The sequence below is a fragment of the Modestobacter versicolor genome (assembly GCF_041028285.1).
Lineage (GTDB): Bacteria > Actinomycetota > Actinomycetes > Mycobacteriales > Geodermatophilaceae > Modestobacter > Modestobacter versicolor_A.
Window position 1 is genome coordinate 846,157 of the sequence record NZ_JABGDB010000002.1, and the last position, 16,177, is coordinate 862,333.

At 75.0% G+C, this 16,177-nt stretch carries 19 protein-coding genes; 14 read left to right on the plus strand and 5 right to left on the minus strand.

The window, feature by feature from the left end; genetic code table 11:
- The 10 genes from HL054_RS10405 (at position 1) to HL054_RS10450 (ending at position 8,207) form a co-directional block, all read left to right on the plus strand.
- Complete coding sequence (locus HL054_RS10405; protein WP_369138899.1) at positions 1–2,301, plus strand: putative bifunctional diguanylate cyclase/phosphodiesterase; 2,301 nt, start codon at positions 1–3, stop codon at positions 2,299–2,301.
- A 123-nt stretch (positions 2,302–2,424) separates the two neighbouring features.
- Positions 2,425–2,853 carry an S-adenosylmethionine decarboxylase gene (locus HL054_RS10410; protein ID WP_369138900.1) on the plus strand — a complete coding sequence of 143 codons (429 nt, stop codon included), beginning with the start codon at positions 2,425–2,427 and terminating at the stop codon, positions 2,851–2,853.
- Position 2,854: 1 nt separating this feature from the next.
- On the plus strand, positions 2,855–3,658 hold the full coding sequence (locus HL054_RS10415; protein ID WP_369138902.1) for a hypothetical protein: 804 nt from the start codon (positions 2,855–2,857) through the stop codon (positions 3,656–3,658).
- Positions 3,659–3,844: 186 nt separating this feature from the next.
- Positions 3,845–4,750 (plus strand): DUF5996 family protein, encoded by a 906-nt coding sequence (locus HL054_RS10420; protein WP_369138904.1) that lies wholly within the window; start codon positions 3,845–3,847, stop codon positions 4,748–4,750.
- Between the two features lie 354 nt (positions 4,751–5,104).
- A complete protein-coding gene (locus tag HL054_RS10425) occupies positions 5,105–5,353 on the plus strand; it encodes an STAS domain-containing protein (RefSeq protein ID WP_369138905.1) in 249 nt (82 codons plus the stop codon).
- 37 nt (positions 5,354–5,390) lie between these two features.
- A complete protein-coding gene (locus HL054_RS10430; RefSeq protein ID WP_369138906.1) occupies positions 5,391–6,164 on the plus strand; it encodes a GAF domain-containing protein in 774 nt (257 codons plus the stop codon).
- Positions 6,161–6,874, plus strand: coding sequence for a GAF domain-containing protein (locus HL054_RS10435; protein WP_369138907.1), 714 nt, complete (start codon positions 6,161–6,163; stop codon positions 6,872–6,874). The genes HL054_RS10430 and HL054_RS10435 overlap by 4 nt, the downstream gene beginning before the upstream one ends.
- Before the next feature lie 87 nt (positions 6,875–6,961).
- Positions 6,962–7,234: a YciI family protein gene (locus HL054_RS10440; protein WP_369138908.1), complete on the plus strand. Its 273-nt coding sequence runs from the start codon at positions 6,962–6,964 to the stop codon at positions 7,232–7,234.
- A 218-nt stretch (positions 7,235–7,452) separates the two neighbouring features.
- Complete coding sequence (locus HL054_RS10445) at positions 7,453–7,857, plus strand: hypothetical protein (RefSeq protein WP_369138909.1); 405 nt, start codon at positions 7,453–7,455, stop codon at positions 7,855–7,857.
- A gap of 146 nt (positions 7,858–8,003) precedes the next feature.
- Positions 8,004–8,207: a cold-shock protein gene (locus HL054_RS10450; RefSeq protein ID WP_014741881.1), complete on the plus strand. Its 204-nt coding sequence runs from the start codon at positions 8,004–8,006 to the stop codon at positions 8,205–8,207.
- Between the two features lie 94 nt (positions 8,208–8,301).
- Here the strand turns inward: HL054_RS10450 and HL054_RS10455 are convergent, their stop codons facing one another.
- Positions 8,302–8,760: a hypothetical protein gene (locus HL054_RS10455; protein ID WP_369138910.1), complete on the minus strand. Its 459-nt coding sequence runs from the start codon at positions 8,758–8,760 to the stop codon at positions 8,302–8,304.
- Positions 8,761–8,971: 211 nt separating this feature from the next.
- Here HL054_RS10455 and HL054_RS10460 point away from each other — a divergent pair, with 211 nt between their 5' ends.
- Both HL054_RS10460 and msrB read left to right on the plus strand, forming a co-directional pair.
- The gene (locus HL054_RS10460) at positions 8,972–9,484 is read left to right on the plus strand and encodes a hypothetical protein (RefSeq protein ID WP_369138911.1); all 513 of its coding nucleotides are present in this window, start codon (positions 8,972–8,974) and stop codon (positions 9,482–9,484) included.
- Positions 9,485–9,544: 60 nt separating this feature from the next.
- Positions 9,545–9,964, plus strand: a complete 420-nt coding sequence (gene msrB, locus HL054_RS10465; RefSeq protein WP_369138912.1) for a peptide-methionine (R)-S-oxide reductase MsrB — start codon at positions 9,545–9,547, stop codon at positions 9,962–9,964.
- Between the two features lie 142 nt (positions 9,965–10,106).
- Here the strand turns inward: msrB and hemQ are convergent, their stop codons facing one another.
- The 3 genes from hemQ to hemE all read right to left on the minus strand — a co-directional run bounded on the left by hemQ (position 10,107) and on the right by hemE (position 13,310).
- Positions 10,107–10,823, minus strand: a complete 717-nt coding sequence (gene hemQ, locus HL054_RS10470) for a hydrogen peroxide-dependent heme synthase (RefSeq protein ID WP_369138913.1) — start codon at positions 10,821–10,823, stop codon at positions 10,107–10,109.
- A gap of 73 nt (positions 10,824–10,896) precedes the next feature.
- A complete protein-coding gene (hemG, locus tag HL054_RS10475; protein WP_369138914.1) occupies positions 10,897–12,270 on the minus strand; it encodes a protoporphyrinogen oxidase in 1,374 nt (457 codons plus the stop codon).
- Positions 12,267–13,310, minus strand: a complete 1,044-nt coding sequence (gene hemE, locus HL054_RS10480; protein ID WP_369138915.1) for a uroporphyrinogen decarboxylase — start codon at positions 13,308–13,310, stop codon at positions 12,267–12,269. The genes hemG and hemE overlap by 4 nt, the downstream gene beginning before the upstream one ends.
- Positions 13,311–13,429: 119 nt before the next feature.
- Between hemE and HL054_RS10485 the strand changes: the two genes are divergently transcribed.
- Together HL054_RS10485 and HL054_RS10490 are read left to right on the plus strand one after the other, a co-directional pair.
- On the plus strand, positions 13,430–14,050 hold the full coding sequence (locus HL054_RS10485) for a DUF3000 domain-containing protein (RefSeq protein ID WP_369138916.1): 621 nt from the start codon (positions 13,430–13,432) through the stop codon (positions 14,048–14,050).
- A gap of 244 nt (positions 14,051–14,294) precedes the next feature.
- Positions 14,295–15,545, plus strand: a complete 1,251-nt coding sequence (locus HL054_RS10490) for an HRDC domain-containing protein (RefSeq protein ID WP_369138917.1) — start codon at positions 14,295–14,297, stop codon at positions 15,543–15,545.
- A gap of 51 nt (positions 15,546–15,596) precedes the next feature.
- Here the strand turns inward: HL054_RS10490 and HL054_RS10495 are convergent, their stop codons facing one another.
- Positions 15,597–16,148 carry a DUF1697 domain-containing protein gene (locus HL054_RS10495; protein WP_369138918.1) on the minus strand — a complete coding sequence of 184 codons (552 nt, stop codon included), beginning with the start codon at positions 16,146–16,148 and terminating at the stop codon, positions 15,597–15,599.
- Positions 16,149–16,177: the final 29 nt, after the last annotated feature.

Consider the following 16,177-nt stretch of genomic DNA (forward strand, 5'->3'; position numbering starts at 1 on the left):
ATGACCGCACCCCGGCGTCCCGTCCTCGCGCTGTACCTGACCATCGCCCTGACCCTGGTGTTCGCCACGGGCGTCTGGGTCCGCCCGGCCGGAGCAGCGTGGGACCGGACGTACGACGTGGTGCTGTTCAACCTGCCCTACCTGGCAGCGTCCTGGGCGCTGTTCTCGGCCGGGCGGCGGATCCGGATCGACCGGCTCGCGTGGTGGGGCCTCGCGGTCGCCCTCACCCTGAGCGCGGTGGGCAACGCCCTCCGGGTGCTGGCCGCCGGCGTCGACGGGAACGGGCCCTCGTCGCCGGTGGCGGACCTGATCTCCCTGGCCGGCTACCTGACCCTCTACGTCTTCGTCGTGGGGGTGATCAAGGCGCGCGTGCCGCGCTTCCACCCGAGCATGTGGCTCGACGGCCTGATCACCGCCCTCGGCAGCCTCTCCCTGGGGATCGCGCTCCTCCTCGGGCCCTACCTGATCCCCGAGGCCGGCGAGATGGCCGTCCCCGCGATCGAGCTGACGAGCCCGACGATCAGCGTCGTGCTGCTCGCCATGCTCGCCGCGGTCGGCTCCATCCTCGGGATGCGCCTGGACCGCACCCTCGTCCTCGTGATCGCCGGGCTGACGTTCGTCGCCGCGTCGGACCTCGTGTACTTCACCCAGGCGGTCCGCGGCGACTACGTCGACGGCGGCCCGCTCGAGCTCGGCTGGCTGACCGGCGTGGTCTTCGCCGCGCTGTCAGCGACCAGCGCGGTCGACCGGCCCGCGCCGATCGACCGCGGGGCCTCGCGCATCGGGTGGCGTCTGCTCGCGGTGCCCCTGGCCTGCATCGGCGCGAGCCTCTTCGTCCTGGGGTCCGGCTGGACGCACCCCATCCCGCCGGTGTGCGCCTGGCTGGCGATCGCCTGCGTGGTCGCCGGCATCGCCCGGATCGCCGTCACGTTCGCCGAGGTCCGGGGCTTTCAGCAGGTCAAGCAGGAGTCGCGCACCGACGAGCTCACCGGCCTGCCCAACCGCCGGGCGCTGCTGGAGTCCGCCCAGGAGATCGTGGCCTCGTCGGCGACCAGCCGCCCTGCGGCCCTGCTCCTGCTGGACCTGGACGGGTTCAAGGAGGTCAACGACAGCCTGGGCCACACGGCCGGCGACGAGCTGCTGCGCCAGGTCGGCCCTCGCCTGCGCCGTGGCCTGCGCTCGGACGACGTCCTCGCCCGCCTCGGTGGCGACGAGTTCGCCGTCCTGCTGCCCGACACCGGGACGGAGCCGGCGCGCGTCCTCGCCGAGCGGCTGCGCTCCCTGCTCCTCGAGCCCTTCACGGTCACCGGCGTACGGCTGCACGTCGGCGTGAGCATCGGCATCGCGACCACCCCCGCGCCGGCCTCGACGGTGCAGGAGCTGCTGCACTGCGCCGACGTCGCGATGTACTCCGCGAAGACCGCCCGGGAGGGCGTCCACGTCTACGTGCCGGACCCGGTGACCGGCACGGCCGGCAGCGACCGGCTGCGGACGATGGAGGAGCTACGGGTCGCTCTCGAGGGCGACGAGCTCGTCGTCGAGCTCCAGCCGCAGATGGACCTGCGCGACGGGCGCATCGTCGGCGCCGAGGCGCTCGTCCGGTGGAACCACCCCACGCGCGGGCTGCTCTCCCCCGCCCACCTCCTGCCGGCCGCCGAGCAGGCCGGGCTCCTGCGCCCGCTGACCGACCGGGTGCTCGAGCTCGCGCTGCAGGCGACCCGCCGGTGGTGGGACGAGCGGCACATCCCGGTCTCGGTCAACCTCTCGGCCGCGAACGTCACCGACCTGGACCTCCCGGAGAAGGTCGCCTCCGCACTCCGGCGGCACGGGCTGCCCACCGCGGCGCTCACGCTCGAGCTGGTCGAGGACACCCTCATGGCCGACCCCGACCGCGGCCGCGCCGTGCTGGCGGACCTGCGCCGGCTCGGCGTCCGGACGTCGATCGACGACTACGGCACCGGCTACAGCTCGCTGGCCTACCTCCGGCACCTCCCCGTCGACGAGCTCAAGATCGACCGGAGCCTCACGGCGGAGGTCGACAGCGACCCGCGCGCCGCCGCCATCGTCCGGCACACCGTCGCGCTCGCCCACGACCTCGGCATCACCCTCGTCGCCGAGGGCGTGGAGACGGCCTCGACCAGTGCCGCCCTCGCCGGGCTCGGCTGCGACGTCGCGCAGGGCTACGGCATCGCCCACCCCATGCCGGTGGACGCCTTCCTGGCGTGGCTGGACGCGGCGGACTCCGGGGTGACCGAGGCGATCCTGCTGCCCCAGCTGAGCCGCAGGGCCCGCTCGACCTGAGCGTGGCCCGCTCGACCTGGGCGTCGCCTCGGCCGGCTGCGGATGGGCGGCATCACGTCGTCGTGCGACGACATGCCGTCAGCCCGCGTGCGCTCTGCGTAGTGAGTGGTACACCATGATCGCGTGACGACGACCTCCCCCGGTGACCTGCTGCGACCCCGCGTGGCCCTGGGCTCCGCGCGCCTCCCCACGCACCCGGCACCCGAGGAGTGGCGCGACCTGGCCCCGGAGATCCTCCGCCAGCGACTGGTGATCGAGGGTGTCCCGGCCCGACCCGTCGACGACGAGCAGATCCGCCGCTACCTGTCGGCGCTGTCGCGCGAGGTCGACATGGTTCAGCTGCTGGAGCCGGTCACGCACCGGTCGGACCTCTACGGCTGGGCCGGCTGGATCCACTGGGAGACGTCGGGCGCGCACTTCTACGCCTGGGAGCAACCGCGGCTGTTCTTCTCGGTGGACGTCTACACGTGCAAGGCGTTCAGCGTGGACACCGCTGTGGCGTTCACCCGCGACTTCTTCGCCGCGGGCACGATCGTCGCCAAGTCCTTCTGAGGTGGCGCTCCGGCTGCTGGTCGCCCACACCCCGGCCGAGCGGGACGCCGCCCGGCGGATCGAGGGCGCGGTGTTCCTGCAGGCGTTCGGCAACACGCCGGAGGTGATGGAGGAGGAGTACGGCGCCTACGAGGCCCGCTCCCGCTTCGTCGTCGTCCTCGACGAGGAGTCGGGCTCGGCCATCGGGGCCGCCCGGTTCATCGTCGACGCCCCCGGCGCCGAGCCGGTGAAGACCCTGGTCGACGTCGCGGGTGCCCCGTGGCACGCCGATCCGACGAGTGCCCTCGCCGCCGCGGCGCCGGCCGGTGGACCGGTGTGGGACGTGGCGAGCCTGGCCGTGGACCGCCGCTTCCGCGCCGGTGCCGCCGGCGCTGAGGTCACGCTCGCGCTGTGCCACGGCATCCACGAGTACTCCCGCCGCAGCGGCGTCGAGGGCTGGGTGACCGTGCTCGACGACCGCGTCCTGCGGCTCCAGCGGATGATGGGCATCCCCTGGCTGACCATGCCGGGGGCGGCGTCGCAGCCCTACCTGGGGTCGGCCGCCAGCACCCCGTGCACCCTCGTCATCGCCACGATCGAGCCCCACATGCGGTCGTCCCGGCCGGACGTGGCCCCCGCGATCATGGACGGCGTCCTCCGGTCGATCGCCCTGGACCCGTCCGATCTCTCGGCCGACCGCGGCGCGCTGCTCTCCGAGCCCGACCCCATGCCGGTGAGCCCGCTCCCGGCCAGGCGCGACACCACGGGTTGGCGGCGGCCGACGTCCGGCCGCCGCGAGGTCCGCGACGGCACACCGGCACCTTGATCCGGCCGCACTCCCGCTGCATCCAGGACGACGGTCCCCGACCAGCCACGTCGTAGTTTCGTCACACACGGTCGGGTGCGACGAGCACGGCCGCGCCCACCGGACGACCTTCCCGCCACCGCACGGACCCCACCTGGAGGCTCGCACCATGCACACCGCTCACCAGGCACCCGCGGAGAGCAGCTCGTGAGCGGCACCAGCACCTTCGACCCGTGGCCCGCGCTGCCGCTGGCCGACTGGCAGGACACCCGGGACACCCTGCACCTGTGGACCCAGGTGGTCGGCAAGGTGCGCCTGGCGCTCGCCCCGGCGGCCAACCACTGGTGGCACGTGCCCTTCTACGTCGACGCCCGCGGGCTCACCACCTCGCTGATGCCCCACCGGGGCGGCGGGCTCGAGGTGGTCTTCGACCTCACCGCGCACGAGCTGCAGCTGCTGACCACCCGTGGCCAGCACCGGCGGATGGCGCTCGAGCCGCGCAGCGTGGCCGACTTCGCCGCCGAGTTCCGCGCCCACCTGACCGCCCTGGACGTCGACGTGCCGATCAACGGCATGCCGGTCGAGATCGCCGACGCCGTCCCGTTCGACGAGGACACCGGCCACGCCAGCTACGACGCCGACGCCGTCCACCGGTTCTGGACCTCGCTGGTCAGCGCCGACCGGGTGCTCAGCCGGTTCCGCGGCGGCTGGCGCGGCAAGGCCAGCCCGGTGCACTTCTTCTGGGGCGCGTTCGACCTCGCCGTCACCCGGTTCTCCGGCCGCCCGGCGGCCCCGCACCCCGGCGGCGTGCCGAACTGCCCGGACTGGGTGATGACCGAGGCCTACAGCGACGAGGTCTCCAGCTGCGGGTACTGGCCCGGTGGCGCGGACGAGGGCGTCTTCTACGCCTACGCCTACCCCGAGCCGCCCGGCTACCGGCAGACGCCGGTCACGCCGGCCGGGGCGTCCTTCGACGCGGCGCTGGGCGAGTTCGTCCTCCCCTACGCCGACGTCCGGCGGGCCACGGACCCCGACGCGCACCTGCTCGACTTCCTCACCAGCACCCACGAGACCGCGGCGGCCACCGGGCGCTGGCCGCGCGCCGAGAGCTGAGGAGCACCGGCGTCCGACGACGCAGTCCCCCTGGGCGACAGCCGCCGGGTCGGGGGCACGGACCGGGCGCTGTCAACGACAGCTGCCACCGGGTCCGGGGTGACCGCGTCACTGTGCCCTGCCCGGCGGGCTCTGTCCACCGGGCAGGACGTCCGGGTCCGGCACTGTCGGTGGGGCGCGCCCCCCGCTAGCCTTGCTCCTGGAGCGTGAGCCCGGTCGACCGACCTGGCGGCCCCGGACCCGGCCTCCTCCAGCGAGAGACAGGCCGCGGTCATGACGTCGTCCATCCGCCCTGCACGCCACGTTCCCCTCCTCCACGGTCACGTGGCCCGGCGGCCCGGTGGTCGGGTCGACGTGGTCGTCCTCGGAGAGGTGGACTCGTCCAACCAGGTCGAACTGGGCCGGCTGATCGCTGCCGCGGAGGCCGGCCGACCGGACCGGCTGGTGCTGGACCTGCGCCGGGCGCCGTTCCTCAGCTTCTCCGCGTTGCACCTCCTGGCAGGCGCCCGCAACCGGGCGCGGGCCGGCGGCACCTCCTTCGAGGTGCTCAGCGACACGCGCGCGGTCGCCCGGTCGCTGCGGCACCTGGATCTCTTCCCGTGACGGCGTCCGAGCCAGCGGACTCCCGCCGATGGACGCCGTGACCGGCCTCCGAACGGCCGACATCCTGGCCGAGCTCGCCACCGTCGGACCGATGGCGGCCTGGCCCGGGCACCTGGTCGAGGGGTGCCGCAACGCCACGACGGTCAGCGGCGTCGGGCTGGCGGTGATGAGCGCGGCCGCCGTGGGCAGCGTGCTCGCCGCCACCGAGGGCCTCGCCCGTGCGATGGAGGACCTGCAGTTCCTGCTCGGCGAGGGCCCGTGCGTCGACGCCGTCGCGTCGAGGCGCCCTGTGCTGGTCCCGGACCTGACCCGGCAGGCCGGCGCGCGCTGGCCGGCGTTCAGCGCAGGCGCCGTGGACCGCGGCGTCGTCGCCTCCTTCGCGTTCCCGCTGCACGTCGGCGCGGTCACGATCGGGGTGCTCGACCTGTACGAGGAGAGCCGCGGGCCGCTCGACGACTTCCAGCTCTCCACCGCCCTCGCCTACGCCGACGCGGCCACCGCCGTCCTGCTGCACCTCCAGTACGGCCGGCTCGAGGACGTCGAGGGTGGTGCACGAGCGACCTCCCCGCTCGCCGAGGTGGTGGACCGCAGGGCCGTGGTGCACCAGGCGACCGGGATGATCTCCGTCCAGCTCGACGTCGGTCTGGCCGCCGCGTTGCTGCGCCTGCGCGCACACGCGTTCGCCACGGACCGATCGGTGCTCGAGCTCGCGGGCGACGTGGTCGCCCGACGGCTACGGTTCGACCACAGTGCCGCCGGCACCGTCGCACCACCTCCCTCCACCGCTGCTGCAGACGAGGAGTCGTCGTGACGGGCCGTGAGCTGCTCATCGCAGACACCTTCGTCGAGTTGGCCGACACGCTGGTCGACGACTTCGACCTGCTGGACTTCCTCAGCACCCTGGTCGAGCGCACCGTGGCCCTCGTCGATGCCGACGCCGGCGGCATCATGCTGGCCGACCACCAGGGCGGCCTGCAGGTGTTCGCCGCCTCGACGCACGCCGCCCGGCTGGTGGAGCTCTTCGAGCTGCAGCACGACGAGGGCCCGTGCCTGGAGGCCTTCCGCACCGGCCGGCAGGTCACGAAGACCGACCCGGCGGCCATGGCGGCTGCCTGGCCCGCCTTCACCCCGCGACTGTCCGAGGCCGGCTTCGCCTCGGCCCAGGCCATCCCGCTGCGCCTGCGCACCGAGGTGATCGGGGCTTTCAACGTCTTCCGGGTGGCTCCCGGCGCGCTCAGCGAGGCTGACATGAAGCTGGCCCGGGCGCTGGCCGACGTGGCTACCATCGCGATCGTCCAGCAGCGCTCCCTGGAGGCCCGGGAGCAGCTGGCCGAGCAGCTGCAGCACGCGCTGACCAGCCGGATCGCGCTGGAGCAGGCCAAGGGCATCCTGGCCGAGCGCACCGGGGTCGACGTCGACGTCGCCTTCACCGTGCTCCGTTCGTACGCCCGCCGCCGTGGGCTCCCCCTGCGCCAGGTCGTCCAGGACGTGATCGACGGGACGCTCACCCGGCTCCCCTGACCCGGACGGGCGGGGTGTCCGGCCGCCCGTGACCCCGTGCGGGCAGGGTCTGGCCCCGGTCACCGGGCACGGCCAGGATGCGGGGGCATGAAGCACGTGATGAGCTACCGCGCCGTCGAGGACTTCCTGCCGCTCGCGATGCAGCACGGACCGGACCACGTGACCCGGCTGCACGAGTTCCGGGACCGCGGGGTGCTGCTGATGGCCGGCACCCTGGACGAGCCGATGAACGGTGACGCCCTGGCGGTGTTCACCACCCGGGAGGCGGCCGAGGAGTTCATCGCCGGCGACCCGTTCGTCGTCCACGGCGTGGTGGCGCAGTGGACGGTGCGCCCGTGGGACGAGGTCCTCGCCCCCTGACCGCTCGCCCCCTGACCGCTCGCCCCCTGACCGCTCGCCCCCTGACCGCTCACCCCCTGACCGCTCGCCCCCTGACCGCTCGCCCCCTGACCGCTCACCCCCTGACCGCTCACCCCGTGGGGTGACACAGGGCCGCCCGGGCGGCTCCGGGGCTCCCGTCGCGGGCACCGCCTGCCGTTGTGAGGGCACGGTCGGTCCGACGACGGAGAGGCAGGTCCATGAGGGTCGCGTTCCTGGTGTACGGCGTGCTGTACGTCGTCATCGAGGTCGTGGGCCACCAGCTGGCGCAGGTCAGCTGGATGGAGGTCACCGCCCTCGACGTCGCGACCGCCGTGGCCGACGCCTTCCTGACCGTGGCCGTGCTGGTGGCCGTGCTGGTCGCCGTCGACGTGCTCGGCAACCGGTGGCACCGGCACGTGCAGGCCGCCCGGCTCGAGGCGGCGCGCCGCGCCGCCGAGGAGTGGGCCGACCCCGAGCCGATCACCGTGCCCTCGTGGCGCCCGGCGCCGCTGGCCCTGCCGGCCGGCGCCCCGCCCGTCGAGGCCGTCCGGGTGGAGAACGCCTACGTCCGGGAGGCCTGGCCGGACGACGCACCGGCCGGGGGTCCCCGGCGGCTGCTGTAGCTGCTGGCCCCTGCCTGCGTGGCTCGCCGAGGATCTTCTGGCCCCTGGACTCCCGCGGAGCGCCCGGAGCCGCTAGGGTTCTGCACGTCGGGAAGGCCCTGCGCTCTGGCAGGACCCCGACGCACGACCTCAGCTAGGAGCGAGCAATGCCCGAAGGAACAGTGAAGTGGTTCAACGCCGAGAAGGGGTTCGGCTTTGCCACCCCCGATGGCGGCGGCCCGGACGTCTTCGTCCACTACTCGGCCATCCAGACCAGCGGGTACCGCTCGCTCGATGAGGGCCAGCGCATCTCGTTCGACATCGAGCAGGGCCAGAAGGGCCCGCAGGCGGCGAACGTCAACCCGGTCTGATCTGAGACCGAGGAGCTGACGCCCCTCTCGAACCACCGACGACGCCCCCGCCCGGGAAACCGGACGGGGGCGTCGTTGCGTCTGGACCCGCTGCTCAGCGGCCGCGCGGCACGTACCCGCCGATGAGCGCGGACATCAGCAGGGCGCCGTCGTCCGGGCCGATCGCCGTGGCGGCGTCCGCGAGGGCCCGCCACCGGGCGCGCTCCACGTCGGTCATCGCGCCGGCGGCCCGGGCCGCCAGCTGCTCGAGCAGCCGGTCCCACTCCCCCTGCGGCGTCGGCCAGAGCCCGGTCAGCCGCCGCGCCTCGGCCGAGACGGCGGTGAACCGGACGACCTCCCCGGCGTGGTTGGTGAGCGCCTCGACGTAGCCGGCGGTGACCAGCGCGTTGGCCGCGGACACCACCTGCGGCTTGGGCAGCCCGCTGGCCGGCACGACCGCCCCCAGGTACGGGGCGCTGCCGTGCGGTGGCTCGTCGATGAGCCGGACGATCGCCCGCAGCACGGGGAGGTCGCGGGTGAACCAGGTGTCGGCCAGGGGCTGCGGGGTGCTCATGGGTCCTCTCGGCGGACGGCGGCGCCACCGGACGCGGCGCCGGGCCCACGGTACGAGCCCCGCCGGGGACCCGGTCCGCGGACTCCCGGTGGACGCCGGATGACCATCGGCTTTCGTTACCGGAAGTTGCTCGACCGTCGCTCTGCGCGCTGGGAGGATCGGGAACGTCCCCCCGCCCGACGGGCCCGCGCCCGGGTCGCCGAGGAGTTCCGTGTCCGCGCGCCGCCTCCGCCCCGCCGTCGTCGGCCTGGCGCTCGCCGTCCTGGCGGTCGGTGGTCCGGTGGCCGGCGCTGCGCCTGCGCTCGCCGGCCCCGCCGACGCCCGGACCACGGCCGCGGACGGCGACGGCACCCGGACGGGCGGCGACCACGACCGGGCGACGTCGGGCGGGGCGTCCACCGCGGCGGAGGTCCCGGCGACCGCCACGATCAGCGAGCCGTACCCCCTGGGCGGCGACCCGGTGACCGTGACCGGGAACGGCTTCGCCCCCGGCGAGGAGGTGGACGCGTCGCTGCCCTCGCGCACCCGCGGCCAGCTGGGCAGCGCCGTCGCCGACGCCGAGGGGCAGGTGTCCATCGCCTTCTCGGTCCCGCTGGCGCTGCCGGTGGGCGACCAGGAGGTGCGGCTGACCGGCACCTCGGGCGAGACGGCGAGCACCGGCTTCCAGCTGCGCACCGCGCTGGAGGAGCTGCGCGAGCGGCTGCTCCGCTGGTGGCAGGACTGACCCCCGCCCAGCGCTGAGCGGGCCCTGCGGCAGGTGGCGGGCGCGCCGTACGGTGGGGACATGACCACATCCGCCCACCAGCCCCAGGTCGTCAAGAGCGACGAGGAGTGGCGCGCCGAGCTGTCGCCGGAGGAGTACGCCGTCCTCCGCGAGGCCGGCACCGAGCGGCCGTGGACCGGTGAGTACGTCGACACCAAGACCGTCGGCGTCTACTCCTGCCGGGCCTGCGGCGCCGAGCTCTTCCGCTCCGAGACCAAGTTCGACTCGCACTGCGGCTGGCCGTCCTTCTACGCACCGTCCAGCAGCGACAACGTCGTCCTCCGGGACGACACCAGCCACGGCATGCTGCGCACCGAGGCGCTCTGCGGCACCTGCCACAGCCACCTCGGGCACGTCTTCGCCGACGCGCCGCAGACCCCCACCGGCGACCGCTACTGCATCAACTCGGTGAGCATCACGCTCTCCCCCACCGAGGCCTGACCACAGCACGGCACAGCGCCCCCGCCCGGGATCACCGGGGCGGGGGCGCTGTGCTGTCTGCGGTTCGGCTCTTGCGGTGTGGCGCCTGTTCCTGCGGTGCTGCAACTCCGCGGGAGCTGGAGGAACACCGCAAGAGCACCCGTCAGGGCAGGTCGGCGACGAGCTCCGCGACCTGCTTGCGGGTGCCGGTGTAGAACGGCACCTCCTCGCGGACGTGCCGGCGGGCGCGGCTGGCCCGCAGGTCACGCATCAGGTCGACGATGCGGTGCAGCTCGTCGGCCTCGAAGGCGAGCATCCACTCGTAGTCGCCCAGGCCGAACGACGACACGGTGTTGGCCCGCACGTCGGGGTACGGGCGGGCCTGCATGCCGTGCTCCTTGAGCATGTCCCGCCGCTCCTCCTCCGGCAGCAGGTACCACTCGTAGGAGCGGACGAAGGGGTAGACGCAGACGTAGCGCCGCGGCTCCTCGTCGGCGAGGAAGGCCGGCACGTGGCTGCGGTTGAACTCCGCCGGGCGGTGCAGCGCCATCTGCGACCAGACCGGGTCCAGCTGCCGGCCCAGCGTCGTCCGGCGGAACCGGCCGTAGGCCTCCTGCAGGGCGTCGGGGGTCTCGGCGTGCCACCAGATCATCAGGTCGGCGTCGGCCCGCAGGCCCGCCACGTCGTACACGCCCCGGACGACGACGTCCTTGCCGGCCAGCTCGTCGAACAGCGCGGTGACCTCGTCGGCGGCCGCAGCGCGCTGGTCGTCACCCAGCGGGCGGGCCAGCTTGAACACCGACCACATCGTGTAGCGGATCATCGCGTTGAGCTCGTTGGCACGCTTGCCGATGCTGCGCTCTTCGGTCTGCTCGCTCATGCCCCCATTGTGGCGCGCCGCGGCGACCCGCCCCATGGGGTCCCCTGTGAGACTCGCTGCCCCGTCGCGGCGCTCAGCCGAGGGCGGCGACGGCCCGGCGGGCGTCGCGGATGCAGGCGGGCACGCCGACCCCGGCGTAGGCGGCACCGGCCACGGCCAGCCCGGGGACGGCCTCGACCGCCGACCGGATCGCCGCCACCCGCTGCGGGTGGCCGACCAGGTACTGCGGGAGCCCGTCGGCCCAGCGGACCAGCCGGGTCTGCAGCGGCTCGGGACGCTCGAGGTCCAGCAGCTCGGCGACGTCGGCGACCACCGCGGCCGTCAGGTCCTCGTCGTCCCGGCCGAGCGCGGCGTCGTCGCCGTACCGGCCCACCGACGAGCGCACCCGCAGCACGGGCGCCTCCGCCGGCCCGGACAGGTGCGGCCACTTCGACGACGAGACGGTCACGCCCTTCACCATCCGCCCGGTCACCGGCGGCACCAGCAGCCCGGACCCGGCCGCCACCGGCTGGTCGGGGAAGGCCATCGCCACCACGGCCATCGAGGCGTACGGGATGCCCCGCAGCGGCTCGACGGCGTCCGGCGCCACGTCGGCCAGCAGGCGGGCGGTCGGCGCGGCCGGGGTGGCCAGCACGACGGCGTCCGCGGTCAGCGTCCCCCCGCCCTCGACGTCGAGCTCGAACCCGCCGGGCACCCGGCGCAGCGCCGTCACGGCGGTGTCCAGCCGGACGTCGGCGCGGGACGCCTCGACCAGCGCCTGCGGCAGCGAGCCGATGCCGTCCCGGACGGTGACGAAGACCGGGCCTTCGACGTCACCGCGGCTGCGCGCACCGGCGTCGCGGGCGGCGATCGCGGCGCCGAGCAGCGTCGTCGCCCCGGGCAGCTGCGCCGCGAGCGCGGGCATGGTCGCGGCCAGGGACAGGTCGTCGGGGCGGCCGGCGTAGACCCCGCCGAGCAGCGGCTCGACCAGCCGGTCGACGACCTCGTCGCCGAGCCGCTCGCGGAGCAGCGCGCCCACGGAGACGTCGCCGGCCAGCCGCAGCGGCGGCAGCTCGGCCTCGGCGCGCACCCGGGCCACCCCGGCCGGGGTGAGCACCCCGTCGAGCCCGTCGGCGGTGGTCGGGACGCCCTGCATCGTGCCCGCGGGCAGCGGGTGGCGGCCCTCCGGCAGGACGATCGAAGCCGAGGTGGTGCGGGCCGGCACCAGCTGGTCGGCCAGGCCCAGCGCCTCGACGAGCTCGACCGCCTCGGGCACCCGGGCGAGCACCGCCTCCGGGCCGGTGTCGTACCAGCGGCCGGCCAGGTCGATGCGGTCCAGCTTGCCGCCGGTCCGCGCCCCGGCCTCCAGCACGACCACCTCGTCGTCCGGGTGGGTGCGCCGCCACTCCCAGGCCGCGGTCAGCCCGGTGATGCCGGCACCGACCACGACCAGCCGGCGGGCGGTCATCGCGCCGACAGCTCGTGCACCAGCTCCACCACGTGCGTCAGGACCCCGGGGTCGGTGTCGGGCAGCACGCCGTGGCCGAGGTTGAACACGTGCCCGCGGGCGGCCCGGCCCTGCTCGACCACCCGGCGCACCTCGCGGTCGACGGTCGCCCGGTCGGCGAGCAGCACGGCGGGGTCGAGGTTGCCCTGCAGCGAGTAGCCCGGGCCGACCCGGCGCGCGGCCTCGTCCAGCGGCACCCGCCAGTCGACGCCCACGACGTCGACGCCGGCCTCGCCGATCAGCGGCAGCAGCTCCCCGGTGCCCACCCCGAAGTGCACCTTCGGCACGTCGTCGGCGGCCAGGCCGTCGAAGACCGAGCGCGAGTGCGGCAGCACCCGGGCGGCGTAGTCGGTGGCCGACAGCACCCCGGCCCAGGAGTCGAACAGCTGGACGGCGCTGGCCCCGGCGTCGACCTGGACGCGCAGGAAGGTGGCCGCGCTGACCGCCAGCCGCTCCAGCAGCCGCTGCCACGCCTCGGGCTCGGCGTACATGAAGGCCTTGGTCCGGGCGTGCTCCTTGGAGGGGCCGCCCTCGATCAGGTAGGTGGCGAGGGTGAACGGCGCACCGGCGAACCCGATGAGCGGGGTGTCCCCCAGCTCGGCGACCAGCCGGCGGACCGCGGTGGCCAGGAAGTCCAGCCGGTCGGGCTCCAGCGGCGGCAGCGCGTCGACGTCGGCGACGGTGCGGACCGGGGAGGCCACCACCGGCCCGATGCCGGGCTTGATCTCGATGTCGACCCCGGCCACCACAAGCGGCAGCACGATGTCGGAGAACAGGATGGCGGCGTCCACCCCGTGCCGGCGGACCGGCTGCAGGGTGATCTCGGTGACCAGGTCGGGGTCCTGGCAGGCCTGCAGCATCGCGGTGCCGGCCCGCAGCGCCCGGTACTCCGGCAGCGACCGGCCCGCCTGGCGCATGAACCACACCGGGGTGCGGCTGACCGGGAGACCCCGGGCCGCGCGGACGAGGTCGGAGTCTGCCGGTCCTGCTGCTGTTCCCACGACTGCCGATCCTCCCAGACGCCGCGCCCGGCGGTCGCGGGCGCTCGGGCGGGTCACGGGGAGGGCACGGCGGCGCGTCACGAGGGGCCATCGCGACGCGGGCGACCTACCCTGCGCACGTGGCCCAGCAGCGCAGACGCACGGACGACGCCACCCCGCCGCCCGCGCAGCGACCCGCCGACTTCGAGGCCGCCCTCGCGGCGCTGGCGACCGTACACCCGCGCGCCGAGGTCGTCGTGGAGCACATCCCGGCCCCGCAGCGCCTCGCGCCGTGGGCGCACGCGGTCGGCATCCGGGTCGGCGACCCGCTGGACGACGACGAGGAGATCGCCAGCGGGCGGTTCATCGTGCTGTTCGACCCGGAGGGCCACGAGGCCTGGCAGGGCACCACCCGCTGCGTCGGCTACGTCTCGGCCGCCACCGACTCGGAGATGGTCGACGACAGCATGTTCTCCGAGGTCGCCTGGAGCTGGCTGACCGACGCGCTGGTCGAGCACGGCGCGGGCCACCACTCCGTCGGCGGCACGGTCACCCGCACCGCCTCCACCCGGTTCGGCTCCATCGCCGCCCCCGAGCACTCCGTCGACGTGGAGATCCGGGCCTCCTGGACCGCCGAGGGCACCGACCTGGACAAGCACCTCACCGCCTTCCTCGAGGTGCTCGGCAACGCGGCCGGCCTGCCCCCGCCCGGCATCCACCTGCTCACCTCGAACGGGCAGCCCGCCGAGAGCGGCGCCTAGACTCCTCGTCTGCCGGGGAGAGCCGGCGGCCCGGCCCTGGTGGCGTCCGGGACCGGCACACTGACGAGGGGATCGGCGACGAGGTGGAGCAGTCCGCACCGACCGTGAGGTCACCGGCGTGCCTGCCGGCCATCCGCGTGGAGGGCCTCCGCTGAGCAGCGAGCACACTCGGGCCGTGCCCCCGGTCGAGTTCACCGAGCCCACGCCCCCAGCGGAGGCACCGGCGGCTGCGCCTACCGACCCGGTGGGCGAAACGGCTGCGGCTGCTGCAGACCCGGCGGACGCCACCGAGGACGGGCCGACCGCCGTCCCGCTGCTGGCCCCCCGCGACGGGCTGCCGCCGACCATCGAGACCTCGACCGCCCTGGTGGCCTACGCCGACGCGCTGGCCGCCGGGAGCGGACCGGTCGCCGTGGACGCCGAGCGCGCCTCGGGCTACCGCTACGGGCAGAGCGCCTACCTGGTGCAGCTGCGCCGGGCCGGGGCCGGCACCGGCCTGATCGACCCCGTCCCGCTGCCCGACCTCTCCGCGGTGCAGGCCGCCATCGGCGACGCCGAGTGGGTGCTGCACGCGGCCAACCAGGACCTCCCGTGCCTGGCCGAGCTCGGCCTGGTGCCCAGCCGGCTGTTCGACACCGAGCTGGCCGCCCGGCTGGCCGGCCTGCCGCGCGTGGGGCTGGGCGCCGTCGTCGAGTCGCTGCTCGGGTTCTCGCTGCAGAAGGGCCACTCGGCCGCCGACTGGAGCACCCGCCCGCTGCCCGAGGACTGGCTGGTCTACGCCGCCCTGGACGTCGAGGTGCTGGTCGAGCTGCGCGACGCGCTGGCCGGCATCCTCGAGGAGCAGGGCAAGACCGAGTGGGCGCGGCAGGAGTTCGAGGCGATCCTGGCCGCCGGCCCGCCCGCGCCGCGGGTCGACCCCTGGCGCCGGACGTCGGGGATGCACGGGCTGCGCAGCCGCCGGCAGCTGGGCGTCCTGCGGGCGCTGTGGCAGGCCCGCGACGAGCTCGCCCGCCGGCGCGACATCGCCCCCGGGCGGGTGCTGCCGGACTCGGCCATCGTGTCCGCCGTGCAGGCCGACCCGCGGGACGAGGGCGCACTGCTGGAGCTGCCGGTGTTCCGCGGCCGGGCCAACCGCAAGCTGGTGGGCACCTGGTTCGGCGCCATCACCAGCGGCCGGGCGCTGCCCGAGGCGGAGCTGCCGCTGCACAGCAAGCCCGGCGACGGCCCGCCGCCGGTCAACCGCTGGGGCGACCGCGACCCGGCCGCGGCAGCGCGGCTCAAGGCGGCCCGGGCCTCGCTGGCGCAGATCTCCGAGCAGTGGTCGGTGCCGGTGGAGAACGTGCTGTCCCCCGACCTCGTCCGCCGGCTGATGTGGAGCCCGCCGTCCCCGGCCGGCGCCGACGCCGTCGCCGACGCGCTGCGGGCCGGCGGGGCCCGCGAGTGGCAGGTCGAGCTGACCCGCGACGCGCTCACCGAGGCCGTCGCCGCCGGCTGACCCACGGCGGCGGTCACGGTCAGCGGCGGTGCTGGTCAGCGAACGTGGTGATCAGCGGGGAGCGCCGCCCGCCGCCAGCAGGTCCGCCAGCTTCGTGACGGTGTTCCAGTTGCGGGCCGTGCCGGACGGACCGCCGGTCCGCTTCGCCAGTGCGGCGGCCAGCGGGCTCTGCAGCTGCCCGTGCGGGCACCACAGGTACAGCTCCCGGCCCTCGACCGCGTAGGCGTCGTCGCCCGGCTTGACCGTCTGCAGCCACTCCCCCAGCTCGGCCGGCAGCGCGGTGGCCGCGAACCAGACGACGTACCGGCTCGGGTCGTCCACCACGGCGCGCAGCGGGTCCCGGGCCACCACGTCCAGCAGCTCCGCGGCGGTGCGGACGAGCGTCGGGACCTCGAAGCCGAACCGGTCGTGCAGCGCCGCCGCCATCGACCGGGCCAGCTCGTCGGGCGGCAGCTCGGACTCGGCGACCACGTTGCCGCTCTGCAGCAGCGTGCGGACCCCGCCCAGCCCCTCCGCCGTCAACAGCTCCCGCAGTTCGGCCATCGGCACCCGGTGCGCACGGCCGACGTTGATGCCGCGCAGCAGCAGCGCGTACCTGGTCACGGCGGCACGTCCCTGGTCACGGCGGCACG